Below are 25,600 nucleotides of genomic sequence, written 5' to 3'. Positions count from 1 at the left end.
TTCAAAAAGGTAAAATGGTGACTGAGCCTCACCGGCCTTAATGGAACATGCTATGAAGTTGTCGTCTTTTGACGTTCTCGTCATTGCTGGCTATCTCTGTGTTGTCATTCTGCTTGGAATGGGAATAGCCAGATTTAACAAAAAAAACACAACAGATTATTTTCTCGGCCAGAATAAAATCCCCTGGCCGTTGCTCGGGCTGTCCAATGCCTCAGGCATGTTCGATATCAGTGGCACCATGTGGATGGTGTACCTGCTTTTTATCTATGGTTTGAAAAGCGTATTCATTCCCTGGCTCTGGCCCAGCTTTAACCAAATTTTTCTTATGATTTTCCTTTCCGTCTGGCTGCGCAGGTCGGGTGTGATGACGGGGGCAGAATGGATACGGTTCCGGTTTGGCGAAGGGCGGGGGGCCACGCTGAGCCATATCATTGTGGTTGTATTTGCGTTGATCAGTGTGCTGGGGCTTCTCGCTTACGGATTCACCGGCATCGGCAAGTTCGCTGCGGCCTTCCTGCCCTGGCAGTTAAGTACAGATGTCAGGCTTAACGAAGTGCTTTACGGCGCTCTGATCACCGGGTTTACTGCGCTTTATGTTGTACGTGGTGGCATGGTAAGTGTGGTCTACACAGAGGTGTTACAGTTTTTAGTTATGACAGCGGCCTGCATTGCCATCGGTGTGATTGCAATGATGCAGGTTTCTCCTGGCATGCTGGCTGCAGTGGTGCCTGAGGGATGGACATCACTGTCGTTCGGCTGGCAACTGGATTTGGACTGGCAAGCGTTGTTGCCTGAGGCTAATGAACGGATTGCCGGTGACGGCTATTCGCTGTTTTCGCTTTTCATCATGCTGGGACTTTTCAAAGGCATTTTGCAAAGCCTGGCCGGGCCTGCGCCTAACTTTGATATGCAGCGTATTCTTGCTGCGCGCACACCGTCAGAGGCGGCTAAAATGAGCGGTTTTGTCAGTATTGTACTGTTATTTCCCCGCTACATGATGGTCACCGGCCTCACCGTACTGGCGCTGGTTTATCTCACGCCGGCTTTAAATCAAATGAACAGCGCTGCAGATTTCGAGCAAATATTACCGCTGACCCTGGCCAATTTTATTCCGTCAGGTCTGCTGGGGCTTATCATTGCAGGGCTGCTGGCGACTTTCATGTCTACCTTTGCCGCTACCTCAAACGCCGCACCGGCCTATGTGGTCAACGATATTTATAAACGCTACATCAATCCTGAGATACCGGAAAGAAAGGCGCTGAAACTCAGCTATCTGGTGTCTGTTCTTTTCATCGTCTGTGGTTCGTTACTCGGGTTGTTTGTACCGTCACTGAACAGTATGGTGATGTGGCTGGTGTCTGCGTTATACGGTGGTTACACGGCAGCGAACGTGCTGAAGTGGTACTGGTGGCGTTTCAACGGCATGGCATTCTTTTGCGGCATGACGGCGGGAATCATTCTGTCGGTCTTTCTTATGTTCACGGACATTCAGCCGTTGTATGCGTTCCCGTTTTTATTCGGTTTCTGCTTGCTGGTGTGCATTGGCGTCAGCCTGCTCACCCGACCGGATGATATGGGGGTGCTGAAGGCGTTCTATCAGAAAACCCGTCCCTGGGGCTGGTGGCAACCAGTCGTGCGGGCGCTGCAGGAAGATGGCGTCGCAATAACTGCGAACAACCAGTTTAAAAAAGATGCCGCTAATGTGGTGGTGGGTGTTATCTGGCATACATCATTAACCGCAGCACCAATCTTTATGGTCATTAAAGCGTGGGAGCCTTTTGCTATCAGCCTGTCTGTGATAGCTCTGTGCACTGCGTGGCTAAAAATATTCTGGTGGGAACCGCTGAAGCGCACGGCGGAGTGACAAGAGGTTGTATATGGTAAAGTCACGGTTTACTCTGCGTTCAGAATAGTAACAATGTTCAGGAATAACTAATGAACAAAGGATTGTCTGTATACCTTGAGATGGTCAGGGTAGTTGCCACCTTTCTGGTACTGCTATCTCACGCCGGTCACTTCGGGCCATTATGGCTTCAGGATATTCTTGGAGAAGCCCGCCTGGGCAGAGATGGCGTGGTATTGTTTTTCGTGCTCAGCGGGTTTGTCATTACCTGGTGCGGAAAAGAGAAAGATAAAAACCTGTATTCCTTCGCCACCAACCGGATGGCGCGGATTTACTCTGTGGCTGTGCCCGGATTGATGCTGGGAATCATTGCCAGCCTTATTCATACATCTGTTCAGGGCGAACCGGTAGACTACACCATCAACAAAGCCTGGTTGTACTACCCTATTTTCCTGTCTTTTTATTCCCAGTCGTGGCTGGGATTCCTGTTCCCCGCCGGAAACTTCCCGTACTGGTCGCTAAGTTATGAAGTCTGGTATTACGTATTTATCGCCGTGGTGCTTTATGCAAACCGCTACCGCTGGTTACTCATTTTCGCAGTAATTCTGATCATGGGACCGTATATTGCGCTGTTTCTACCATTGTGGGGAATGGGCGCATTGCTTTATGTGTGCAAAGATAAATACACGCCGGGCCGGGGTACGGCGTTATGCCTGTTTGCTGCAACCTTACTCGGATTTATTGCAACAAAGGTAACTGCTTTTGATTCTGTGCTGGATGAATTTAATCATTATGTACTCGGCACGCCGCCTAAATTTATTCCTGCCAAGCAGTTTCTTGGGGATTATTTTCTTGCTCTGCTGGCAGTCGTGAATTTTTACAGTGCATACCATCTGCGTATCAGGATTGGTGAGCTGGCAACCAAAGCTGTGAAAGCGCTGGCTTGTTTCTCGTTTAGTATTTATCTGTACCACACTCCGCTATTTCTACTGTTATCTCTGGTGCCGTTTTTCCATGATGCAGCCAGCTGGACCAGCTACATTTTTGCTGTCGTCTTCGCGCTGGTCGCCTGCCGGGTGCTGGCATCGTTCACGGAGCTGAAGAAAAAGCCGTTGAAGGCGGCCATTGACCGGACCGCAGACCACCTGCTTAAAATCAGCAAACGGAAAGTCACAGCAAAATAATGTGGATCAGCAGGCGCAGAGACTTTCTCTGCGCGCAGCATGAGTAAGGCGGTTACTTAACGCGGTAGAAATGCAGGACGACGCTGTTGGCCTTTCGCATACCGGTGGACACGATAACTGACTTATTCAGCCAGGCGTGGGGACTGTCTGAAGCGACTTCCAGTTTTGCGGCAGTACGCATGTAGTAAGACGCTGCAGGCATGTCTTCTCCTTTAGCCAGCCTGGCCAGCACTTCCGGTGAAGCGGTGCGGATCCCTTCATTATGCACATAGATGATTTCGCCGGAGTCGGTTTGCAGGCTGTAATCCGCCACCAGATCAGCGGTTCCGTCCTTTCTCACTGTCTGCCAGTCGGCGCCGCCTCTCAACACCTTTCCATTGAGTTCGGGGCCGCGAAATTCACCGCCATTAATGCCTATAATCCGGCGTTTACCGTATCGTGTCTCACCGACTTCAAGGGGCGGATCAAGTGTTACAACGGCTTCAAAAAGAAACTCAAACTCCGGAGCAGGAATGTCGGCATACTGAGGTGAATCTTTTGCATTGGCTGCCAGAGGAAACAACGAGAATGTTATGATGGCGGCAGACAAGTATTTCTTGAGTAGCGAAGTCATGGATATGTCCTTATTATTTGATGGTTTTTCAGGCAGTTTCATAGTGCCAGAGTTTGAAGTTTATGCAATCAGTGTGGGTCTATGACTGAAACGGATCCGGCCAAATTATTCAGTGACATACACCGTTGCACGCTGTGTGCAGGGGGATTACCTCATGCTCCCCGACCGGTAGTGCAACTGCATGCTGAAGCGAAAATTGTGATTGTCGGACAGGCACCCGGCATCAAAGCTCACGAAAGCCACCAGCCCTGGAATGACACCAGTGGCGATAAACTTCGCCTCTGGCTCGGGGTGAACCGGTCAGCATTTTACTCGTCTTTATTTGCTCACCTTCCTATGGCATTTTGCTTTCCGGGCTACAAGAATGGTGCAGATGCACCACCGCCTAAAATTTGTTCTGCCACCTGGCACAAACCGGTTCTCGATCAGTTGTCCCCTGAAATCATGATCCATATCGGGCGCTACTCACAGCAATATTATTTTCCGGAGTACAAAACCTTAACTGATGCTGTAGAACAAACAGCATCATCAGGTTCGGATGCTATGGTGCTGCCCCATCCGTCAGGCCGCAATAACCGCTGGCTGGCGAGGAATCCCTGGTTTGAAAAGAGGGTGCTGCCTTTACTCAGAGAGAAGGTTGCAGCGATCCTTGCCTGACGCTCGTCACAGCCCGGCCAGGCTGGCTTGTATGATGAAAACGTATGAAACCACATATCCATGTTGATCACCGGGCATTTTTCCTTCCCGCATAGCCAATTAGACTTAAGTCTAATTTCCGGTGTTGTGTTCACCGGACAACTGACCTGCCGGTTTATAAAAAAGGAACGAACATGGATGCACAATATCACCCCGGACTTGTTGCGCTCTCACTTGGTGTCGCATTCATTGCTTCCCTGACTGCACTGGATATGGCGGGACGCCTGCGTGCGACCAAAGGCATCGCCTCACATTTATGGCTGACCGGTGGTGCGTTTTCTATGGGCGTCGGGATCTGGTCCATGCATTTTATCGGCATGCTGGCAATGGATATGTCCACCCGGGTGATGTACGATATTCCTCTGACCCTGGTATCTTTTCTGGCAGCCATTCTCACTTCCGGCCTGGCGCTGGCGGTGGTTCGTAACGGTAGCCCGACAGCCGGAAGGCTGGCGGTTGGAGCTCTGCTGATGGGAGCCGGCGTGTGCATCATGCATTATGTGGGAATGGAAGCCATGCAAATGCACGGTGAACTGAGTTATGACCCGCTTATTTTTGCCTGCTCGGTGCTGATAGCTGTAGGCGCGTCCGCTGCTGCACTCTGGTTAGTGTTCAGCCTGAACCCGGTCGCTAATCAACGTCCTTCCTTCTGGTTTCGGGTAGCTGCCGGTATGGTAATGGCAGTGGGGATTGCCGGTATGCACTACACCGGTATGGCGGCAACCATTTATCCTGAAGGCATGCATATGATGCCGGTGGATGGCTTGTCTCCCGGCAGACTGGCTGTGTCAGTGGCCTCGGTATCGGTGAGCATTATGCTGAGTGCTCTGCTGCTGTCTATCTACGATACTCACCTGACATCGAAAAACGCTCAACTGGCGGCGTCGCTGAGTGATGCAAACCGTGAACTGAAAAGCATGGTCTACCGTGATTCGCTGACTACGCTCCCTAACCGGTTGCACTTCGAAGAAAAAATCGAGGAATTACTGCAACAGGGCAGTGATTCCTTCAGTGTGTTTTTCGTCGACCTGGACCATTTCAAGAATGTGAATGACTCGCTGGGCCATCATGTGGGTGACTTATTGATCAGGCAATCGGCAGACAGATTACGGGCAGCGGTCAGGGAAACGGATCTGGTTGCCAGGGTTGGCGGCGACGAATTTATGGTGCTCATCCAGGGCAATCCTTCCCGTAAAGTGGCGGAAAGTCTGGCGTTTCGCATTGTTGAGTCTCTGCAGCAACCATTTCAGATTGAAGACATGCTGGTTCACGTATCCAGCAGTGTGGGCGTGAGCATGTATCCTGATCACGCTGCGCAGAAACATGAACTGATGGTTTACGCCGATGCTGCCATGTATGCGGCGAAAAAGTCCGGCAGAAACAATTATGTGTTTTATCAAGAAAATATGACCAGCGGCACAGAGCGCCGGAGCAAAATGGATGAACGTCTCAGACTGGCTCTATTAAACGACGGCCTGAGTCTGGCGTACCAGCCTAAAGTGGAGGTGAGCTCAGGCAAAGTCACCGGTGTGGAAGCTCTGGTCCGCTGGCAGGATGACGTACTGGGAACGGTTACGCCGGATGAACTGATTCCGTTTGCTGAAGATTCGAATCTCATTTTGCCATTGGGTGAGTGGGTGCTCAGAAAAGCGTGTCAGTTTTCAGCAAACTGGGAAAAGGAGTTTGGTGTGGCGCTGCCTATTGCAGTGAATATTTCAGCGCTGCAACTGAGTCACAGAGGATTTGTGGAATCAGTAAAATTAATTTTAGAGGAAACCGGTCTGGCTGCGAACCGTCTTGAACTTGAGCTCACGGAGAGCACGCTGGTGAAGGATCCCAAATATGCGCAGGGCGTTATGTCGGCCTTACGGGAGGCCGGGGTGTCGTTATCCATTGATGACTTCGGAACAGGTTATTCCAATCTGGCCCAGCTTCGCCGGTTCCCTATCGACCGCCTGAAGATTGATAAGAGCTTTATGTCGGAAGCGGTATTTAATGATCAGGACGCGGCTATTGTAAAATCGGTCATTGCGCTGGCAAAAATACTGAACCTGAAAGTAACCACCGAAGGTATTGAAACCGAGGAACAGCTGGAGTTTATCCGTTCACTGAACGGGCAGGAATATCAGGGCTATTATTACAGCAAAGCTCTGCCGGCAGACGAACTCAAAACCTTACTACTTAAAAAACTGGCGCAGGCCAGTTAGTTTCACGGGTTAGCCGGTATATGTTGTAAAGGTGCGCCGATGCGTCCGCACAGCACTACCTGCTTCCTGCGGACTGCCTGCTTGTCACGCAGTTCGAAAGACACTTCAGACACTTTACTGCCTTCGATACTTTCTTCCCCGTTGCTGCTAAGCCGCATTTCAGACGGCAACGGCACGGGATACCTGAACGCATTGGTAACAGAAAAAGCATGCTGCCCTGTGACTGTCGCATCGCTCAGCGTCGAGATGCATCGTGCAAGTACATGAGTGCCATGGGCAATGGCGTGTTTGAAGCCAAACAGCCTGGCACACCAGCGGTAAAGATGAATAGGGTTATAGTCGCCGCTGATACGGGCGTACCGGCGTCCTGCAGCGGCGTCAAAGTTCATTACAGAAGTGACTGCAAAGGTTTTTTCAGACCCGGAGACATCTGCGCCGTCACTTTCCCCGGTCTGTTTCAGCATGCCGGAAGCGCCCCGGTATAAATACGTACTGGTAATTTGCTGACGCACAATATCCTGTTGGCTCACTGTCAGCATAACGTCAACGGCAATGCCCCGCGGATGAAGTCGTACATCACTGAAGTGACAAGTTATCGCCATGTCTTCTGCTTTCAGCGGCAACAGTTGATTGATGGTATTTTCTGTATGCACCAGCCCCATCAGCGGAAAAGGCGACGCGTTAGCGGTAAGAACGTCGATGTGCAGTGACAACCCCAAAAAGAGAGGAAAGCAGGGATGCAGGGTGTCGTATTGCCAGTGATGAAGGCGGTTAAAAACCCTGGATGCACGGATGACCCGCCGGGCAGGAAAATGCTGAGTGCGACGGATGTCTGGCAATCCGGGTGAACGCTGCTCCGTAATACACCGGTCCAACATAGGCTTGTCGGCTTTTTTGAAGGCCGCTTTCAGAGCCTGTTTAATATGCTGCACTGCGAACTCCTTTATCAACAGTGTTTTTCTTTACGCGGCGCTACGTTAACGCAATTTTACCGCTGTAGCACGGGATAATCACAGGCAGGCGGATTAATCAAAGACCAGGCGTTGCCGTTTAACCGTGATATCCCTTTCATTTATTTTTTCAACGGCAAGGGCCATGCTGTAATCCTGCCTGTAAACCTCACAACTGAATAGCCAGTGCCGGCCGCTGGTTTGAGAATCAGCGGTTGTCACTAACTCAGGCTGTAAAGAATCAATGCCGGAAAAGTAAAAGCTGTCTCCGGCAATGGCCATACCTTTCCCCTCAGCTTTGATGAAAGCTTCCTTCAAGGACCAGAGTGTATAGAAGCGATGCATTATGTCTGCATTGCCCTTTGCCGTAGAGATTACATCACGTTCAGACGGATGAAAGTAAAAATCCGCCAGCTCATTAAAATTGCGGGCGCTGTTCATCCGTTCAATGTCGACGCCGCACTCACGTCCACGGGTCATAGCAATTAAAATCATGTCACCGGAATGGGAGAGGTTAAAGTGCAGATTTTCCGGGTTTGTTGTGAGAAACGGTTTGCCATGGTCGTTGACACTGAATTGCATGCCGGCCGGATCGCCGGCTTTCTGTAATCCGGCCAGAATGAGCCTGAGCGCACCGCGTGCTGTCAGAAAGCGGTGCTGGCTTTCCTGCTTGCGAAAACCTGCCATACGCAGCTTTTCATCTTCAGACAAATACGACTGCAACTGAGACATGACATTTTTTTCATGTGTATCAGCAACATCAACGAGCCAGAGGTGTACCTCCTGATCACTGATGAATCTTGCCGGTTTTGAAGGAGTAAAATCGGAAAACATGCCGGTTTGCAGAAATAGTTTTTATTGTAACATTAGTTTAAACTAGCGCCCTTTCAGAGAGAAGCGTACATAGTAAGGACAGTATCAACTATGGCTACACAAACAGAATCCGAATTAAAAATGGCTCAGCTTTTGGTTGAAGCACTCAACCTTGAAGACATGGAAGCGGAAGAAATTGATCCGGAAGATCAATTATTCGGTGACGGTCTGGGACTCGATTCAATTGATGCGCTGGAAATTTCATTAGCGATATCAAAAGAATACGGCGTGCAAATTAAAGCTGAAGACGAAGGTACACGCGAAGCGTTCGAGACCTTACGAAGCTTAACCGCATTTGTTGAAAAGAATAAATAAAATCGGGCGGTTATCCTCGGATCGGCGGTAAATAAAGCTATTTGAGGGTTATCTTTGACGACATGAAAATAGATATTATCGATTACGAATCCTGTTCGGCAGCCGGGGTTAATCTCAGCGCCTTACGGACTTCACTCAAACAGCATAAAAGCGGCCTGATTAAGAACAACCTGCCTGGTTCTGATTTAGACACCTGGATTGGCGTCGTTGAGCAAATCAACGGGGTGGATGACCTGGGTCAATGGCAAAGCCGGAACAATGCCCTTGCTGCATTGGGATATGAACAGGGCACGATTCGCCATACGGTTTCAGCGTTAATCAACAAATACGGCGCTGCCCGAATTGGTTTAGTCATGGGCTCAAGTACGTCCAGTATCGACCGTACTGAAGAAGCCTACACCAAACTCAACAGCGACAATGGGTTAACCGAAGCTTTCAAACAGCCGTTTGTGCATAATCCTCATGCACCTGCCTTGTTTGCTGCTTACCTTTCCGGCATTAAAGGCCCGTCACTCACGATTAACACCGCCTGCTCTTCTTCCGCCAAAGTGTTTGCCACCGGCGCCCGCTGGCTGGAAACCGGTATTGTTGATGCGGTGCTGGTAGGCGGCGTGGATACGCTGTGTCTGAGTGTGCTGCACGGTTTTAATTCGCTGCAGTTACTGTCGCCAAACCCGTGTAAGCCGTTCGATCAGCACCGGGACGGGATTAACCTGGGTGAAGCATCCGGTTTTGCCGTACTCCAGCGCGCGGGTGAAAATGACAACGGCAAAGGCATTACACTGGCCGGTTACGGTGAAAGCTCAGATGCACACCATATGTCGCACCCGCATCCGGAAGGACTGGGTGCCAGATTGTCGATGACACAGGCGCTGAAACGGGCTGCATTGTCTCCTGAGTCGGTGGATTATATTAACCTTCACGGCACGTCCAGCCGGGCTAACGATTTGATTGAAGGAAAGCTGATTTCCGAATTGTTCCCTGCGTCTGTACGTTGTTCATCGACCAAAGCCTGGATGGGACATACCCTGGGCGCAGCCGGTATTACAGAAGCCATTATTGCCATGGACACCTTGCACACCAACGTGATCCCGGGCTCAAAGAACCTGGAAACGCTGGATGAAGCACTGGATTTCTCCATTAAAGCGTCAGACGAAGAGAAAGTGTGTCAGCACGTGATGACCAATTCATTCGGCTTCGGTGGTAATAACTGTACACTTTTGTTTAGCAGGGCAGAGTAATATGCAGACAAAAGCACTGAAATGTAAAATTGCAGGCACCGGAGCCTGGGGCAGCTACTTTGAAAACTGGTCTGCACTTCAAGCGCTGCTTGGTGGCGCAGACTTACCAGAAGCAAAGCTGAAAAGCCCGAAACCCGGTATTATTCCAGCCAATGAAAGACGCCGTGCCCCGTTGCCGGTTAAGTTGGCGGTTGAGAGTTCATGGCAGGCGACGCAAGATGCCGGTGTTGAGCCCGATACCCTTACTTGCGTGTTTGTTTCTGGTCTGGGCGATACCGACCTTACCGACTACATGTGCAAAACGCTGGCGTCTGAACATAAAGAGCTGTCGCCGACCAAGTTCCATAACTCGGTACACAACGCGCCGGCCGGGTACTGGACCATCAGTACGGGTACCATGAGCGCGGCCAATTCTGTTGCCGGATATGAAGAATCGGTGTCGTTAACCATTCTTGAGGCCATGATTCAGTGCGAAACTGAAAACGTGCCCATGCTGCTCACGTTTTATGATGCGCCGGTGGCAGATATTCTGAAGCCCGTGTTGCCAAATCAGGAAACCTTTGCGTTTTCACTGGTGATTTATCCGCACGATGCCGGTGTGGAAGGCCAGGTGCTTACGGCAACGGTAAATCAGCAGGAAGATGCAAGCTGGCCGGAGCTCAACGCCGGCAGTACGTATCTCACAGAGATGTACGCCCAAAATCCGGCGGCAAAGGTATTGTGTGTTGCTGAGCTGTTGAATAAACCTGACGGGAAGATCACGATTCCGCTAAGCAGCGGAACCAGTCTCACTTTAGCTTGTGAAGGGTAAATGATGGATCAGATGAATACGGATATTATCATCGCCGGTGGCGGGCTGGCAGGCATGAGCCTGGCGCTGCAACTGCTTAACCGCGACGACACTTACGCCATAACCATAATTGAGAAAAACACCTTTCCGGTACACGACACCACGGCAAAAGTGGGGGAGTCTACAGTTGAAATTGGTGCGCACTACTTTACAGATGTACTTGGCCTGAAAGACCATTTCAAGGAAAAGCATCTGCGTAAGTACGGCCTCAGGCTGTTCTTCGGGAAAGTGCAAAACGACTACAGCGATTATGATGAACTGGGCGTCAGCGAGCTTTTCGGCATTCCGGCTTACCAAATTGAACGTGGCACGCTGGAAAACTACCTCTACACCATGCTGAAAGAAAAAGGCGTGGTATTTCTTGATGGCGCAGTACCCGAAGACATTGAACTGGGCGATAAAAATCACACTGTGGTTTGCCGTCGCGGTGACGGAACGATCACCGTTCAGGGGCGTTGGTTAGTCGACGCAGCGGGCCGTCAGGCGTTGCTACGAAATAAGCTGAACTTGCAGACTGAAACCGGTCATCAGGGCAATGCGGTTTTCTTCCGGATCAATAAGCGGGTCATTATCGATGAATGGTCTGATAATGAAGCCTGGCAAAATCGTGTCCTCGAACCGGGTAAACGCTGGTTAAGCACCAATCATCTGATGGGCCCGGGTTACTGGGTGTGGATTATTCCCCTAGCGTCCGGCGCCACCAGCTTTGGTATCGTCATGGACGATAAAGCGCTGGCCGACAGCAAAATCAGCACCTTTGAAGACACCATGGCGTGGCTACAACAAGAACATCCACTTTGCGCAGAGGCCATTGAAGGGGCGGAACTGCTCGACTTTAAAGTCATGCAAGGCTATTCCTACGGCTGCAAGCAAATGTTCTCAGACTCTGGCTGGGCCATGACGGGTGAAGCCGGCGCCTTTGCAGACCCTTTCTATTCACCGGGCAGCGATTTCATCGCGCTGAATAATACCTTTGTTACCCATCTTATCGAGCGTGACAGGAAAGGGCAGGACATTCGTTTTGAAGCGGCCTTGTTCCACAAATTTTACGACTCGTTCTTTGAGAACACCCTGTCAATTTACAAAGATCAGTATGGCGGTTTTGGCGATCGTAAGATGATGTCGATTAAGCTGGTATGGGATTACACCTACTACTGGGGTGTGTTTGCCTTGCTGTTTTTCACCGACGCCATCGGCGATTTAGACACCATGCGTAAAATTACCCCGAACCTGCTGAAAACCCAGAAGCTGAATAAGAAAATGCAGATGTTGCTGGCCGAAAGAGCACAGAAGCGCTTGGTTTTACCCGCCAGAGGCAGCTTTATGGATCAGTTCCTGGTGCCTTGTCTGGGCGAACTTAACGATGTACTGAAAAACCCGGATATTGATGTGGAAATGGCACTGGAGAAGAACATTGCCATTATGCAGAAAATTGTCCCGTACTTTGAAAATATGCTGAGCGACGAAGCCACCACGCAGATTGATGATGAAGAACGGGCGGTGCTGGGAAATTACAGGCAAAGCGTGCTGGCGTGAGTGCATTACCGCGGCAGCGGGGCCCGAAGGATTTAATTCCGCTGCTCTTTGTGCTTGTGTCTGTGGCTTACCCGTTTGTAGTGTGGCTTAACATCGACACGATCGACCCCCGCTGGTTCGGTGCGGTATTACTGTTAGTGGCCATATTCAGGTTGGTGATTGCAGGTAAAAGTCGTAAAACCAGTGACTGGTTGATGACTGCCGTGATTGCGTTATATTGCGCCGGGGTTATATTTCTGAACAGTGAAATACTGCTGAAATGTTACCCTGTGATCATGAGCGCCGGAATGGGCCTGCTGTTCCTGATTTCGTTGCTTGATGAACACACCCTGATTGAGCGCTTCGCCCGGGCGGGTGGACATAATCCGCCGGCACAGGCGAAAGGATATCTCAGGGCGCTGAGCCTGGCGTGGGGGCTGTTGCTGTTACTCAATGCAGCGGTGGCAGCCTGGACAGCCTGGTTCAGCAGTTTAGCAGTATGGACACTCTACAACGGTTTACTGTCCTACCTGATTTTTGCCGTATTTGTGGTTGCTGAATTACTTTTCCGGCGCCACTACAAAAAGAAGCATAATATTGTTGATGACTGATATACATGCGTTGAAAGCACTGTTTAACGCGCAGGAAGGGCCGGATATTACGGCCGTAAAAATGGATGAAGCGTCTGCTGAGATCACGCTTAAGGTAAGCGAAGATCTTGCCTGGTTCGACGGTCACTTTCCTGATCATAAAGTGCTGCCCGGTGTGGTGCAGATAGACTGGGCGGGAAAGCTGGCAAAAGCGTTGTTTATCAGCGATAGCCGTTTTCATCAACTCACCAACATCAAATTCAAAACCATGGTCATGCCGGGTGCACAGATGCAGCTCACGCTCAGTCACAATGCAGCCAAAGGCAGTGTTTCGTTTCACTTTTCCAACGAAACGGACTCATTCTCCACGGGCAGTTTTAAGTTTTCCGCATCATGAAATATTGCATTATTGTTCCTCATTACAAACACGAAGTGCTGTTTGAAAAGTTTCTGCCGGCGCTGGCATCACTGAATTTACCCTGCATTGTGGTCGATGATGGCAGTGGTGAAGAAAGTGTGGCAAAGGTAGATGCATTACTTAAACCTTACCCGGATTTTCATCTTGTCAGACACCAGACTAACCGTGGTAAAGGTGCTTCGGTGATCACCGGCTGTTATCACGCCAGTGCCATGGGCTTTAGCCACGTGTTGCAACTGGATGCAGACGGCCAGCACAACATCGATGATGCGCAAAAACTGCTGGATTACAGTCGCTCACACCCGGATTCTTTTATTTCCGGTCAGCCTTATTTTGATGAAACCGCGCCGTTCGCCAGAAAATACGGCCGCAAAATTACCGATTTCTGGGTAGCGCTTGAAACATTGTCTTTGCAAATTAAAGACGGCCTGTGCGGCTTCAGGGTGTATCCCATCAAACAAATTGAGCGGGTTTTCGATAATTACTACCTTGGCCCGCGCATGGATTTCGACCCGGAACTGCTGGTGAAAGCAGTATGGGCAGGTATCGATTTGCACTTCATTCCTACCAAGGTAATTTATCACGAAAACACCGTATCCCATTTTCATTATCTGAAAGATAACCTCATGCTGATCCGCCTGCATGTACGGTTGATGTTTGGCATGCTTATTCGCTTGCCAAAACTGATAGTCACCCGCGTTCGTGCCTTGTTGGGTAAGTAAAGAGGAAGCGATGACTACGTCAGATAAAACTTCAGAACCGCAGGCGCACTGGTCACAAACCCGTGAAGCCGGCACCATGGCAGCCATGCGACTGGTGTTTTTTATTTACCGGCTGTGCGGCCGCAAAGTGTTTTCAATCATCATGTATCCGGTGGCGCTGTATTTTGTGCTGTGCCGCAAAGAGCAGCGTGAGGCATCGCTGCAATACCTGACCGCTCATTACCGGTTTAAGCCTGAGATCTGGCAAAGTAAGCCGGGTTACCGTCATGTGCTGCTGCATTTCAAAACCTTTGCTGAAGTGATTCTGGATAAGATGCTGGGCTGGCTGGATGAAATCTCGGAAAAAGACTTTGTACTCAGCTCGCCGGAGAATATCGAAGCCCTGCACAACGATGACAGAGGGCAGCTTATTATTGGCTCTCATTTCGGTAATCTGGAATTTTGCCGGGGCTTTATGCACCGTTACCGCAGCAAGGTCATCAACATATTGGTTTACGACAAGCACGCCGGCAACTTCGTTAGAATGATGCAGGACGAAAATAACGAATCCCGTCTTAATGTCTTTCAGGTTGATGAGTTTGATGTCACCACCATCATGATGCTGAAGGAAAAAATTGATGCCGGCGAGTGGGTGTTCATTGCCGGTGATCGTGTGCCTCTGAGTGGTCTGGAACGCACCGTTAATGTTCAGTTTCTGGGTGAACATGCGCCACTGCCCATCGGCCCCTACATGCTGGCAAAAGCGCTGGCGTGTCCGGTAAAGCTGATGTTTGCTTATCGCTGCGAAGCGTCAGACAACAAGGTGTTGTTTGATGTGGCACCGTTATGTGACAAATTGCAAATCAACCGCAAGACCCGCCAGCAGGACTTACAGCATTATGCGCAACAGTTTGCCTCGAAACTGGAAGAGCATTGCCTGAACGCACCGTATCAATGGTTTAATTTTTATGATTTCTGGCAGCCCGGCGACACCACGTCATTAACAGCGGTTACCACAGAGGAAGGGAAGTAATGTCGCAGGAAACCCGTTTCGACAGCCGGTTGTTTGAGTTAATTCCTCACCGTCCGCCCATGTTACTGATTAACGAAGTACTGGATGTCACCGAAACCTCATCGGCATCGCGCACGTACGTAGATGACGAAAGTCCGTTTTTTGAAGCCGGTAAGGGCGTACCTGCCTGGATTGGTCTGGAATACATGGGCCAGACTGCCGCACTCATTGCCGGTCATCAGCTCGCGCTGGGAAAAGTGTCGCCGCATCTGGGGTTTCTGCTCGGGACGCGCTCATTTAAAGCTCATTGTGATTACTTTGCACCGGGTAAGTACACGGTGCGCTGTGAAGAAAAAGCATTGGTGGGCGACGGGCTTGCAACGTTCGATTGCTTCATTGAAAATGAGCCGCAAGACGGCAGCGAAGTGCAGTGCCTGGCTACGGCGAGTTTGTCGGTATTCCGCCGGCCTGTTTAAAGAAAAGGATGTAGTTTGAATAACAATAATGACAGACGGGTTGTGATTACCGGAGCCGGTGTAGTGTCTGCGCTGGGTGATGACTGGTCGCAGGTAAAATCTGCGCTTCAGTCGATGAAGTCAGCAGTATGCTATATGGAAGACTGGAAAAAGTATGACGGTCTTGGCACCTATCTGGCTGCCCCCGTTCACGACTTTGCTTTGCCTGATCACTATACCAAAAAGAAAAAACGCAGCATGGGCCGTGTTGCCCAAATGGGTGTGCTGGCGACTGAGCGGGCGCTGGCTGATGCCGGCCTGACAGATGAGCCGGTGATCCGCTCTTCTGCGACCGGGGTGGCTTATGGTTCCGCCACAGGCAGCAGTGAAGCGGCACTGGAGTTTGCGCCTATGCTGGAGAACTTTTCGACTTCCCGCATTAACAGCAGCACCTATCTGCGCATGATGAACCACACCGCGGCTGTGAATATCAGTGTGTATTTTGGTACTCAGGGCCGCATGTACACCACTTCGAGTGCCTGTACCGCGGGTAGCCAGGCCATTGGCTATGCGTATGAAGCCATTAAGTTTGGTCAGCAAGATGTGATGATTGCCGGTGGCGCAGAGGAATTGTGTCCTTCCCAGGCAGCGGTATTTGATACCTTGTTCGCGGCCAGCACCAAAAATGATACCCCGGAAGCCACGCCCCGGCCTTACGATCGCGATCGTGATGGCCTGGTACTGGGTGAGGGCGCGTGTACGCTTATTCTTGAATCCTACGAACATGCTAAAGCCCGTGGCGCGAACGTTCTGGCAGAAGTCACCGGTTACGCCACCAATACCGACGGCGCTTATCTGGTTAAACCTAATCCGGAAACGGTGCAACGTGTCATGGCCTCAGCCATGAAAGATGCTGGTGTAACCGCCGACGACATTGGTTATGTCTCGGCGCATGGCACGGCAACGCAGCACGGTGATATTGTTGAAAGCCACGCCACCTTTCAGGTTGTGGGCGCCAAGCCCATTAGTTCGCTGAAAAGCTATACCGGCCACACGCTGGGCGCGTGCGGCTCATTTGAGGTGTGGGCGACCGTTAATATGATGAAAGAAAACTGGTTTGCACCCACACTGAATCTGGATAATGTTGATCCGGAATGTGCACCGCTGGATTACATTCGCCGGGAATGCCGCGAAATCAAAACCGATTGCTTCATGAGTAACAACCTCGCTTTCGGTGGTATCAATACCTCGTTGATCATAAAGCGGGTTTAAACGCAAAACATTGTCAGCAGGGCAGTGAAAAAACAAACAAAAAGGGCGTCACGAATTTATCGTGACGCCCTTTTTTTACTTAACTGCCGGTACTTTGATTATCTTTTCTTTTTCAGTGATGCATGAAGCGCATCAATGTTTTTGCGGAGCAGCTTACCGTTAGGTTCACGGGGCAGGGCATCTACCACGTACACAGGTCGCGGCACAAAAGCACTGTCCAGACGCGCTTGTAAAAAGCGCACCAATTCGGCTTTTTCTACCCCCGGCTTTAGCGACACAATGGCGACAAGGCGGGTAACCGGTCCGGCTGATTCAGGATGAATCACAATACCATCTTCCAGGCCCTTAAACGTCAGCAGCGTTTGATTAATGGTAAACAGTGAACCCCGTTTACCGGCAATCTTTATCAGGTCGCTTGCCCGGCCAGATAACACAAAGTGATTGTCATCTTTAAATTCAATGAAATCCTGCAGTACGGTATCGGAGGGCAAATGTTCAGCGCGCACCGTGGTGCTACCGCCTTCCTGCGCAAAATTAATGCCTTCAAATTTAAACCAGGCTTGCTCTTTGGCAGAACGCCGCACCGCCATCGAACCCACTTCACTACAACCGTAGACTTCTCTTAACGGCGCGTTGAATTTCTGCTCCACTTCTGTGGCCAGTTCTGTGGTAAGCGGGGACGTGGCGCACAGTACGGAATGGGCGCGAACTTCAGACCTCATACCGGCACATAGCGCCCGCAAATGTACGGGAGTGGAAACCAGTTGTTTGGGCTCCGGTAAAGCCGCAAAGATGTCCAGAATGTCCTGCGGGAACAGGGGCTTAGCATCACTCACGCATACTTTGCTGAATAACGGCAGCAAGGCTGAGGTTTCAAAACCCCACATGTGCTGGGCGGGCATGGTAGCCAGTTGGTACAGGGTCTCTTCACAATCCGGGATCATGAAGGTGTAGTTGATCAGGCTGCTGCGATGCAGAGTGCGCCAGTATTTGAGATTAGGCTTTGATTTTCCGGTAGAGCCGGAAGTGAAACTGATGCAGGCCAGAAAATCATCCGCAATGACGGGTACCGAAAAATCGCTGCTGTCAGCCTGCGGGCATTTCACCGACAGGATATTAAATGCAGGGATAGTGGCACTGATTTCACTCCCGTCGTGAATGATAAAACAATCCCCGTAGTCCCCGTTCATCTGCTCCTGGGTGGCGATATTTTTATCCGGCGGTAACAAGGTTGTCGCGCCCCGTAAAACAGCGGCACACAGCCCCACCAGAAACAGATAACGGTTTTCACACAGGTTAATCGCGTGACCCTGACAGGTCAGAGCCTCTGCGACCTGCTTCACATGAGAAAGAAAGCGGGAGGCAGTAACCGGCCCGGTATTGAGATCTGCTGCATCGACAGGCCGGGTCAGATAAGCAATTGCGTCTTCAGCTTCACGGGTAAAAAGGGGAAAAGTATCAGGCATGAAAGAATTATTTACTGGTGTTCACGAATGTTAACAGCCATGGTAAAGGGTGAGTCCATTCGCTTTATTTTCAATTTTCGCTAGTTTAAACTACCGCCAGATTAAAAACTAATTTTGTGTCACGGAATGATTACCTGCTGATATTTTTGCCATGTGAATGGCTGCCTCATTCCTGTTTGAAATTACACCACATCCAGTTGTCTCATGTTAAAACAGCATTTTTGTTCCACCCCCGCCAAAGCACTACAATCCCGTGAGGATGTTCTTGCGGTTATGCCTCTTATCAACCAGTGTGAACCTTTCGGGAGCGGCCTGATTGCAACAGGGCTTGAAGAAGCGGGCTCTGATACAGTCAGTGAAGTGTGGACGGTAAAGGGCAAAGTGACCCGTGGCCAGACCGGACGTTGTTACTGGTCTGAAACGGACGATGTGATTTGCGTTGCACACTGGCTGACAAAGGATGAATGCTGTGATATTGAGCAACACACCCAAACCGCCTACGGGGCAATTCTGGGTGTGCTGGATGAGAAGGGGTTCGCGCATCCGTTCCGCTTCTGGAATTATCTGCCGGCGATTAATGCCGGTGACGGCGACCATGAGGTGTATAAAAAGTTTTGCACCGGTCGTCTGAAAGCGTTTGAAGAAGCAGGTATTTCCCCTCAGGCTTTCCCCGCTGCATCAGCGTTGGGGCATCATAACGATGGTGCTGTATTTTATGTGTTCGCCAGCCGCGTTAAGCCACGGCACTACAATAATCACCATCAGGTGAACGCCTACGAATATCCCCGCCAGTATGGCATTTCCAGTCCCTCATTTGCCCGTGCTACAGCACTGACACTGAATGACTCTCACTTTTTATTTATCTCAGGAACGGCCAGCATTACAGGCCATCAGACACTGGGAGAGGGAGATATTGAGAAGCAGCTCACTGTGACCATGGGAAATATCAGCCATTTGCTTGATACAGCGAATCCGGAGCAGTGCCCGTTGTCAGCCTTTAAAGTCTATGTCCGTCACGAAAAGGATGTCGCCTATATCCGTGACTGGCTGAGCAGCCATTACCCTGACGTTGAAGCGGTGTACACTCTGGCCGATATCTGTCGTAAAGACTTGCTGGTTGAAATCGAATGTTTCTGTGTCTGAGCCGGTATCTGCCTCTGGAACAGCCTGGCGGTTGCCGCACCGGAGTGCTGGTATGCTGTTAGCTAAACTGCGCAAAAGCTGGCAAATCCTCAGCGCCGGTGTGAGTTATTCGCTGTTTGGCGTGGGGGCGTTGCTTGTCGGTGTTTTCTTCCGGCTGATGAGTCCTGTCACCATTATTTCGCCGGCTAAAAAGCAACGCATGATCCGTTGGTGTATTCATAAAGGGTGCCTGACATTTATTCGTATCATGCGATTTTTCGGCCTTATCCGGTATTCGTTCGATGTGGACTCTATGCACAAAGCCCGCCCCGGGCACATTGTTATTGCGAACCATCCGTCACTGATTGATGTGGTGCTGCTGCTTGCCGTGAATAAGCAGATGTGTTGTTTTGTGAAAAGCGCCATTTGGGATAACTTTTTTACCGGTGCGGTGGTGCGCCAGGCCGGGTTTATACCAAACAATGCTGAGCAGGTATTACCTATGGCGGCGGCCAAACTGGAAGCCGGGGAGAATATTCTGATTTTTCCTGAAGGCACGCGGACCAAAGAAGATAACGTTTTGCGCTTTAAAAGGGGAGCTGCCAATATGGCGGTGGCCGTTAATGCCTCAATCATGCCTGTGATGATAGAGTGCTACCCCCGGGCGCTGAAAAAGGGCGATAAATGGTATGATATCCCGGAAGGCGGCCCGGCATTTACACTGCGTTCAGGTGAATTACTGGCACTGGATGACTGCATAGACACTACGTTACCGCGACCTAAGCAGTACAGGCATCTGACTCAGTTTCTGGAAAACTATTACAACAAACAGCTGTCTACAGAGACAACGGCCACGCCGGAACAGCTGGAAAATTAAAGAGGGAATGCGTTATGAATTCGGAAAAAGAAAATATCCTGGCACAGGTCAGAGACACCTTAGTCGACCTTTTCGAGCTGGAACCGGCGGAAATCGTGCCTGAAGCCCGTCTTTACGAAGACCTGGATATCGACAGCATTGATGCCGTAGATTTACTGGTTGACCTGAAAAAGACCATTAACGTAGAAATCTCTCCGTCTCAGTTCAAGCAGGTGAGAACCATACAGGACGTCGTTGACGTACTTGCTGAGTTGCCGGCGAAAGCATAAACCGATGAAAAAAAATCGCCTGAATATCGACATTCCTTTTTTCGATGTGGATGCTTACCGCGTGGTTTGGCACGGTAACTATCCTAAATACATGGAAATGGCCCGCTGTGCGTTGTTGTCTGAAATAGGCTGCCCGTACAGTGTGATGGAAGAGCAGGGGTTCTTTTTCCCCATCGTTGATATTCAGGTGAAGTACATCAAGCCTCTGCTGTTTGAGCAAAAAGTCGTGGTGGAATCCTGGCTGACTGAATGGGAAAACCGCCTGAAAATCAGCTATGCCATTAAAGATCGTGATACCGGTGAGGTGTTCACTAAAGGCAAGACAACCCAGTTTGCGGTGGCTATGCCTGAGCAGATCACCCAGTACGAATCTCCGGCATTTCTTACTGACGCTGTCACTGCATGGATAAATAAACCATGAGCCGCCTTGCGTTCATCAGTTTGCTGACGGGACTGTTGGCAGTGTTGCCGGCGGTGGCGGATGCAGATCCAGATCCTTCCCGGGAAGTTGAAGACAAGGCCACCGAAGAGCAGTTACTCTCTTCCATGTTTCCTTCTGGCTGTCACTTTTCCGGTCAGTTCAGCCAGCAAAAATCTATGCAGGGCCTGCCTGTACCGCTTAAATCTGCCGGTGATTTTTATTATTCCTGCGATTTAGGACTGGTATGGCATACCAGCGAGCCCTTCAGTGAAGCCATATTGTACGTGAACAGCACCAACAATTTCAGGGCTGAAGATGATGGCACGTTAACGCCTCTCAGCGGCGTTGCCCGTTATATTATGTCGAACATTTTTGTTCGTTTGCTGAAAGGCGACACCGGCTATTTTACTGATGAATTTGGGGTCACTCAGGAACCGGACGGCACATTGTTACTCATTCCTGAAAGCGAGATGATGAGAAAGGGACTGGAAGCTATCCGTATCGCCAAATCCGCGACCGGAGACGGGGATGTCCCGCAACCTGCCGTAACGATTAAAGTAACAGACGCAACCGGGCAAAATACGCAGGTGCTTATTGATCAGATTGAGGAATACAGTTTTGAGGGCAAGCGGAAAGCCTGGGAACAATGTGAAACCCTGTATTCCGGTAAAACAAACTGGTGTCGCGTTCTTCTTTCACCCGCCCGCTTCGACGCATTCTGATCAACGATGATGTCGTTTTTTCTCCGGCTGTGCTTCATTTTTACCCTACTGGCCGGTGTGCTGTTTGTTGTTATCAATCCGCAGGCAGTGCAGATTGATACGAATCTCAACGACTTAAATCCGGATAAAGTACGCGACCCCGCCCTGCAATATGCGCTGGACGCGTTGACTGATGATATCAGCCAGCGTTTTATGGTGGTTGTGCAGAGCGATAACGATAAGCGCACTGAACAAGCTGCCCGTTCATTGCAAACGGCTTTGAATAGTGTGCACGGCCTGCACGTTGCCCTTGATAATGAAATGCAGGCCGCATATTTGCCCGCTATTACGCCCTTCAGGTTTAATTTTCTCAGTGACTCTCAACGGGAAGCCCTCTACGACAAAACCCCTGAACAACTGGCCGCAGCGGCGCAGCGAAAGCTTTATCAGTTGGGAGAGGGCGTCAGACTGGTTCCCTTTGAACAGGATCCCCTTGGCTGGTTTTCAGATTACCTTATCGGGATGTCGGCACGTCTTGACCCGTCCGTGGAGGCTGAAAAGCGCACCGGAGCCGCTACATCATTCACCGTGAGTTTCACTGATTTTCCCGCCGGGATGGCGCAGCAGCATGCTGTTTACGAAAAAATTAAAGCCGCAGAGCAGGCCATCAGTGAAGAGTTTGATGTGTCCGTGCTGCATTCCGGGATGTTCTTTTTTGTTGTGGATTCAGCGCAGTCAGCCAAAGCGGATATTCAGCTTATTGCTGCAGGCTCAATAGCCGGCGTACTGGTGCTGATGTTGCTGGTTTTCCGTTCGTTATTACCGTTAACCCTGGCCCTTGGCTCCATTGCCGCCGGTGTGGGGGCCGGTATTCTCGCCAGCGTATGGGTATACGGTTCTGTGCATGTGCTGACCATTGTTTTCGGTGCCAGTCTGATTGGTATTGTGGTGGATTATTCACTGCACTATTTCTATCACTTCTTATCTGCCGCACAGTCACCGGCGCAGCCAGCAAACGGGAAAGCCCGTGCCAGTGGTCATGACACCGTGTTGTACCGCGCCATGGTGCTGAGTGTGATTACATCGCTGGTGGGTTATGGTGCCCTGAGCCTGGCTGAACTTACCATTCTTAAGAAAATTGCTCTGTTTTCCTGTGCCGGGCTGGCCATGGCATGGTTGAGCGTCATGCTGCTGGGGCCGTTAGTGGTGCGCCGTCCCATCGAAGCCAGACAGCCGTTGCTGAAAACTGTAATTCGTTCCTGTCAGCGTGTCACTGCCCGACGACCCCGCGCTCTGGCTATTGCCGGACTCGCTATGGCGGTGATGAGTGCCTTGTACCTGTACGCCGGCGGATTACAGGTGAATGATGATCCCAGACGCTTTTTCCATGTTTCTCCTGCCTTACTTGAGCAGGAGCAGGCTGTATCGACGCTGACTCAGGTATACGAGCCCGGTCGTTATCTGCTTATCCGCGGGCAACAGCCACAACAGATTTTTGATGCACTGGATCGTTTGCTGACTTCTGAAGGTGTGCACCGCGATTCAGTGAGCAGCATCGCTGACTGGTTGCCTTCACCTGAAGCGCAAAAGGCGGATTATGCATTGCAGGCAAAACTTTACAGTGATGGCGGTGTGCTTGATGTATTTGCCGGCGCGCTGGGTTTACCGCCAGAGTCTGTTGCACCGGTAAAAGCGGCTTACGTTGACGGTGCCGGCAAGGTACTGGTCTTCGCCGGTTTGTCTGAACGAGTTGATGGTCTACCGCCGCTCTGGTCGGCAGGAAAAGGGGCCGGTAACAACAAAGAAATAATCAGTTTTGCTCTTATCCGCAAAAACAGTGATTTAGCTGCCATAGAAAAAGCGGCGGCTGCCATTCCTGAAATTGACTATGTGAATACCCTGGGCAATGCCACACTGGCACTGAAATCCCAGCGGGAAACCGGTGCCTTTTTACTGGTAATTGCCTACGGTCTGGTCGGACTGCTGCTGGCGCTCTGGTACCGCAGCGCCGGGGTACTCCGGCTGCTGCTTATTCCTGCATCTGCTAGCCTGATTGCCGTCGCGCTGGTGCTTCTGTGCGGTCAGGCCCTCAATGTGTTTCATGTCATGGCACTGTTTCTGGTGCTGGGACTTGGCATGGATTACATCATCTTTGCCCGTGAAATGGCGGACAAACCGGACACTACCCAACAAGCAATTTTGCTGTCTGCAGTAACCAGCTTGCTGTCTTTCGGCTTGCTGGCATTCAGCGATATGCCGGTGGTTCAGGCCTTCGGCAGCATCATTCTGATTGGAAATACGATTAATTTTATTGCGGCAATAAGCCTGTTTAATGGTGAGCCTGACAAGAAGGAAAAAGGATCTCATGTCTGAACAAAAAAGAATCCTCGTCACAGGAGCAAGCAGCGGTATCGGAAAAGCCACTGCCTATAAAATGGCTGCGCAGGGGTTTGCCGTAGCGGTACATTACCGCAGCGGTAAAGACGCTGCTGCCAAAGTGGTTGAGGATATTATTGCCGGCGGCGGCAGTGCCGTGGCCCTGCAATTTGATATTGCCGACAGAGACGGAACACGCACCGCCATTGAAGCTGATATTGAACAAAACGGTGCTTATTACGGTGTGGTCTGTAATGCCGGTGTTACCCGCGATACAGCCTTTCCTGCCATGACCGGCGAAGAGTGGGATGGCGTGGTACACACCAATCTGGATGGTTTCTACAATGTGCTGCATCCGGTGATCATGCCCATGATCAGGCTGCGTCAGGGCGGACGTATTGTTACCCTGTCCTCGGTTTCCGGCCTGATGGGCAACCGCGGGCAAACGAATTACAGCGCGTCTAAAGCCGGCATTATCGGTGCCACTAAAGCGCTGGCTATCGAGCTGGGTAAAAGAAAGATCACAGTAAACTGTGTTGCACCGGGCGTCATTGAAACCGGCATGATTGAAGGGGCGGTGGCAGACGAAGCGAAGAAAATGATTCCCCTGGGCACCTTCGGTCATGTGGATGATGTAGCCAATACCATCGGCTTTCTGATGTCAGATGAAGCCCGCTATATTTCCCGTCAGGTGATCAGCGTCAATGGCGGTATGTACTGATTTTGAAGTGAAGTGATCTCAACGAAATGGAGTAATGATGAGATATATAAAAATAGCCTTGATGGCAATCGGATTATCGGTAAGCGCCTTGTCTTTCAGTGCAATGGCGGAATTAGGCCCTGAAGAACAGAAGCTGGCGGACATGATGCTTTCCGGCGATATGGTTCAGTTAAAAACAGCGTCAAAACGTATTTTCAGTACTAAAATGGCCGATCCTGAATTACTGGATATTGCTGCGGCTATTCTGCTGAAGAAATATCCCCATGCGGTGCGCAGTGATGTGGACTCCCTGGCGTGGCTGGCACGTGCCATTGGTGCATCTGAAAATGGCCGCTACTACGGCGTGTTGTCTGAAGTGGTGGAAAACACACAGATAGGCAAGCTGGAACGCCATGCTGACACCGCTCTCGACGAGTTGCCGGGTGCAGAGGGAGAGCAATTTGTGGCTGGCATGTACACGTTGCCGGAAGATCTTTACAGCAAAGAGGCCGACGCAGATGTAGTCAGTCGTCTTAAAGAGATGATGCTGGCCGGCGACCTTGCCAGTCTGAAACGGGCGGCACAGGAAATGTCATCAAAAGAGCTTCGCAGCGAGGCCCTGTGTGATTTAGCTGCGGAAATATTACTGAGAAACTATGCCACAGCACAGAAGAATCAGGCGGATACTTTTGCCTGGCTGACCAATGCTATCGGCCGCAGCAGAATGGCGCGCTACCGCGATGCATTGCGGGAAGTGGAAGAGCACAGCGAAATCAGAAAGCTGCGCCGCTATGCAGAGTCGAACCGTGATGAACTCAGTGAAGAAACAACAGAACAGTACCGTAAAGGCATGATTGATATTCCTCTGCCGGACTATGCATTCTGAGCAAAACAGCCTGAAAAAAGCGGACAACGAATTGTCCGCTTTTTTGT

The 25,600-nt window shown here is 50.6% G+C and carries 26 protein-coding genes; 22 read left to right on the top strand and 4 right to left on the bottom strand.

Annotation, left to right across the window (positions count from 1 at the left end; translation table 11 throughout):
• The first annotated feature begins 52 nt into the window (after positions 1-52).
• A complete protein-coding gene (locus ACXAGC_RS06150) occupies positions 53-1,864 on the top strand; it encodes a sodium:solute symporter family protein (RefSeq protein ID WP_474843316.1) in 1,812 nt (603 codons plus the stop codon).
• A gap of 71 nt (positions 1,865-1,935) precedes the next feature.
• Positions 1,936-3,027 (top strand): acyltransferase family protein, encoded by a 1,092-nt coding sequence (locus ACXAGC_RS06145; RefSeq protein WP_474843314.1) that lies wholly within the window; start codon positions 1,936-1,938, stop codon positions 3,025-3,027.
• 52 nt (positions 3,028-3,079) lie between these two features.
• On the opposite strand, the gene ACXAGC_RS06140 is transcribed toward ACXAGC_RS06145, so the two are convergent.
• On the bottom strand, positions 3,080-3,640 hold the full coding sequence (locus ACXAGC_RS06140) for a DUF3237 domain-containing protein (protein WP_474843312.1): 561 nt from the start codon (positions 3,638-3,640) through the stop codon (positions 3,080-3,082).
• Between the two features lie 81 nt (positions 3,641-3,721).
• Here ACXAGC_RS06140 and ACXAGC_RS06135 point away from each other — a divergent pair, with 81 nt between their 5' ends.
• Both ACXAGC_RS06135 and ACXAGC_RS06130 read left to right on the top strand, forming a co-directional pair.
• The gene (locus tag ACXAGC_RS06135; RefSeq protein ID WP_474843310.1) at positions 3,722-4,297 is read left to right on the top strand and encodes a uracil-DNA glycosylase family protein; all 576 of its coding nucleotides are present in this window, start codon (positions 3,722-3,724) and stop codon (positions 4,295-4,297) included.
• Positions 4,298-4,470: 173 nt separating this feature from the next.
• On the top strand, positions 4,471-6,543 hold the full coding sequence (locus ACXAGC_RS06130) for a putative bifunctional diguanylate cyclase/phosphodiesterase (RefSeq protein WP_474843308.1): 2,073 nt from the start codon (positions 4,471-4,473) through the stop codon (positions 6,541-6,543).
• A 2-nt stretch (positions 6,544-6,545) separates the two neighbouring features.
• On the opposite strand, the gene ACXAGC_RS06125 is transcribed toward ACXAGC_RS06130, so the two are convergent.
• Positions 6,546-7,475 carry a MaoC family dehydratase gene (locus tag ACXAGC_RS06125; RefSeq protein ID WP_474843306.1) on the bottom strand — a complete coding sequence of 310 codons (930 nt, stop codon included), beginning with the start codon at positions 7,473-7,475 and terminating at the stop codon, positions 6,546-6,548.
• 93 nt (positions 7,476-7,568) lie between these two features.
• Complete coding sequence (locus ACXAGC_RS06120; protein WP_474843304.1) at positions 7,569-8,225, bottom strand: 4'-phosphopantetheinyl transferase family protein; 657 nt, start codon at positions 8,223-8,225, stop codon at positions 7,569-7,571.
• 192 nt (positions 8,226-8,417) lie between these two features.
• Between ACXAGC_RS06120 and ACXAGC_RS06115 the strand changes: the two genes are divergently transcribed.
• From ACXAGC_RS06115 to ACXAGC_RS06070, 10 genes are all read left to right on the top strand, one after another.
• Complete coding sequence (locus ACXAGC_RS06115; protein ID WP_119502389.1) at positions 8,418-8,681, top strand: phosphopantetheine-binding protein; 264 nt, start codon at positions 8,418-8,420, stop codon at positions 8,679-8,681.
• A 62-nt stretch (positions 8,682-8,743) separates the two neighbouring features.
• Positions 8,744-9,922 carry a beta-ketoacyl-ACP synthase gene (locus tag ACXAGC_RS06110; RefSeq protein ID WP_474843302.1) on the top strand — a complete coding sequence of 393 codons (1,179 nt, stop codon included), beginning with the start codon at positions 8,744-8,746 and terminating at the stop codon, positions 9,920-9,922.
• A gap of 1 nt (position 9,923) precedes the next feature.
• A complete protein-coding gene (locus ACXAGC_RS06105) occupies positions 9,924-10,733 on the top strand; it encodes a beta-ketoacyl synthase chain length factor (protein ID WP_474843300.1) in 810 nt (269 codons plus the stop codon).
• A 12-nt stretch (positions 10,734-10,745) separates the two neighbouring features.
• Positions 10,746-12,308: an NAD(P)/FAD-dependent oxidoreductase gene (locus ACXAGC_RS06100; RefSeq protein ID WP_474843298.1), complete on the top strand. Its 1,563-nt coding sequence runs from the start codon at positions 10,746-10,748 to the stop codon at positions 12,306-12,308.
• Positions 12,305-12,898 carry a COG4648 family protein gene (locus ACXAGC_RS06095; protein WP_474843296.1) on the top strand — a complete coding sequence of 198 codons (594 nt, stop codon included), beginning with the start codon at positions 12,305-12,307 and terminating at the stop codon, positions 12,896-12,898. Before ACXAGC_RS06100 ends, ACXAGC_RS06095 begins: the two co-directional genes overlap by 4 nt.
• Entirely contained in the window at positions 12,891-13,274 is a 384-nt protein-coding gene (locus tag ACXAGC_RS06090; RefSeq protein WP_474843294.1) for an ApeI family dehydratase, read from the top strand. Before ACXAGC_RS06095 ends, ACXAGC_RS06090 begins: the two co-directional genes overlap by 8 nt.
• Complete coding sequence (locus ACXAGC_RS06085) at positions 13,271-14,017, top strand: glycosyltransferase family 2 protein (RefSeq protein WP_474843292.1); 747 nt, start codon at positions 13,271-13,273, stop codon at positions 14,015-14,017. Before ACXAGC_RS06090 ends, ACXAGC_RS06085 begins: the two co-directional genes overlap by 4 nt.
• A 10-nt stretch (positions 14,018-14,027) precedes the next feature.
• Positions 14,028-15,029, top strand: coding sequence for an LpxL/LpxP family acyltransferase (locus ACXAGC_RS06080; protein ID WP_474843290.1), 1,002 nt, complete (start codon positions 14,028-14,030; stop codon positions 15,027-15,029).
• The gene (locus tag ACXAGC_RS06075) at positions 15,029-15,484 is read left to right on the top strand and encodes a hotdog family protein (protein WP_474843288.1); all 456 of its coding nucleotides are present in this window, start codon (positions 15,029-15,031) and stop codon (positions 15,482-15,484) included. The genes ACXAGC_RS06080 and ACXAGC_RS06075 overlap by 1 nt, the downstream gene beginning before the upstream one ends.
• Positions 15,485-15,499: 15 nt before the next feature.
• Positions 15,500-16,735 carry a beta-ketoacyl-ACP synthase gene (locus ACXAGC_RS06070; protein WP_474843286.1) on the top strand — a complete coding sequence of 412 codons (1,236 nt, stop codon included), beginning with the start codon at positions 15,500-15,502 and terminating at the stop codon, positions 16,733-16,735.
• A gap of 98 nt (positions 16,736-16,833) precedes the next feature.
• Here ACXAGC_RS06070 and ACXAGC_RS06065 read toward each other — a convergent pair whose 3' ends face one another.
• On the bottom strand, positions 16,834-18,201 hold the full coding sequence (locus tag ACXAGC_RS06065) for an AMP-binding protein (protein ID WP_474843284.1): 1,368 nt from the start codon (positions 18,199-18,201) through the stop codon (positions 16,834-16,836).
• Between the two features lie 204 nt (positions 18,202-18,405).
• Here ACXAGC_RS06065 and ACXAGC_RS06060 point away from each other — a divergent pair, with 204 nt between their 5' ends.
• The 8 genes from ACXAGC_RS06060 to ACXAGC_RS06025 are packed head-to-tail and all read left to right on the top strand — an operon-like array spanning position 18,406 to position 25,553.
• Positions 18,406-19,344 carry a chorismate transformation FkbO/Hyg5 family protein gene (locus tag ACXAGC_RS06060; protein WP_474843282.1) on the top strand — a complete coding sequence of 313 codons (939 nt, stop codon included), beginning with the start codon at positions 18,406-18,408 and terminating at the stop codon, positions 19,342-19,344.
• A 52-nt stretch (positions 19,345-19,396) separates the two neighbouring features.
• The gene (locus ACXAGC_RS06055; protein WP_474843280.1) at positions 19,397-20,200 is read left to right on the top strand and encodes a lysophospholipid acyltransferase family protein; all 804 of its coding nucleotides are present in this window, start codon (positions 19,397-19,399) and stop codon (positions 20,198-20,200) included.
• Between the two features lie 14 nt (positions 20,201-20,214).
• Positions 20,215-20,469, top strand: a complete 255-nt coding sequence (locus tag ACXAGC_RS06050; RefSeq protein ID WP_474843278.1) for an acyl carrier protein — start codon at positions 20,215-20,217, stop codon at positions 20,467-20,469.
• 4 nt (positions 20,470-20,473) lie between these two features.
• A complete protein-coding gene (locus ACXAGC_RS06045; protein ID WP_303572736.1) occupies positions 20,474-20,890 on the top strand; it encodes an acyl-CoA thioesterase in 417 nt (138 codons plus the stop codon).
• Positions 20,887-21,612: an outer membrane lipoprotein carrier protein LolA gene (locus tag ACXAGC_RS06040; RefSeq protein ID WP_474843275.1), complete on the top strand. Its 726-nt coding sequence runs from the start codon at positions 20,887-20,889 to the stop codon at positions 21,610-21,612. The genes ACXAGC_RS06045 and ACXAGC_RS06040 overlap by 4 nt, the downstream gene beginning before the upstream one ends.
• Before the next feature lie 6 nt (positions 21,613-21,618).
• The gene (locus tag ACXAGC_RS06035) at positions 21,619-23,964 is read left to right on the top strand and encodes an MMPL family transporter (protein ID WP_474843273.1); all 2,346 of its coding nucleotides are present in this window, start codon (positions 21,619-21,621) and stop codon (positions 23,962-23,964) included.
• On the top strand, positions 23,957-24,688 hold the full coding sequence (gene fabG / locus ACXAGC_RS06030) for a 3-oxoacyl-ACP reductase FabG (RefSeq protein ID WP_119502372.1): 732 nt from the start codon (positions 23,957-23,959) through the stop codon (positions 24,686-24,688). The genes ACXAGC_RS06035 and fabG overlap by 8 nt, the downstream gene beginning before the upstream one ends.
• A 34-nt stretch (positions 24,689-24,722) precedes the next feature.
• Positions 24,723-25,553 carry a hypothetical protein gene (locus ACXAGC_RS06025; RefSeq protein ID WP_474843271.1) on the top strand — a complete coding sequence of 277 codons (831 nt, stop codon included), beginning with the start codon at positions 24,723-24,725 and terminating at the stop codon, positions 25,551-25,553.
• Positions 25,554-25,600 lie beyond the last annotated feature (47 nt).

Source organism: Alteromonas sp. AWJ4_197 (assembly GCF_056160285.1).
This window is presented reverse-complemented; position numbering and strand designations above follow the sequence as displayed.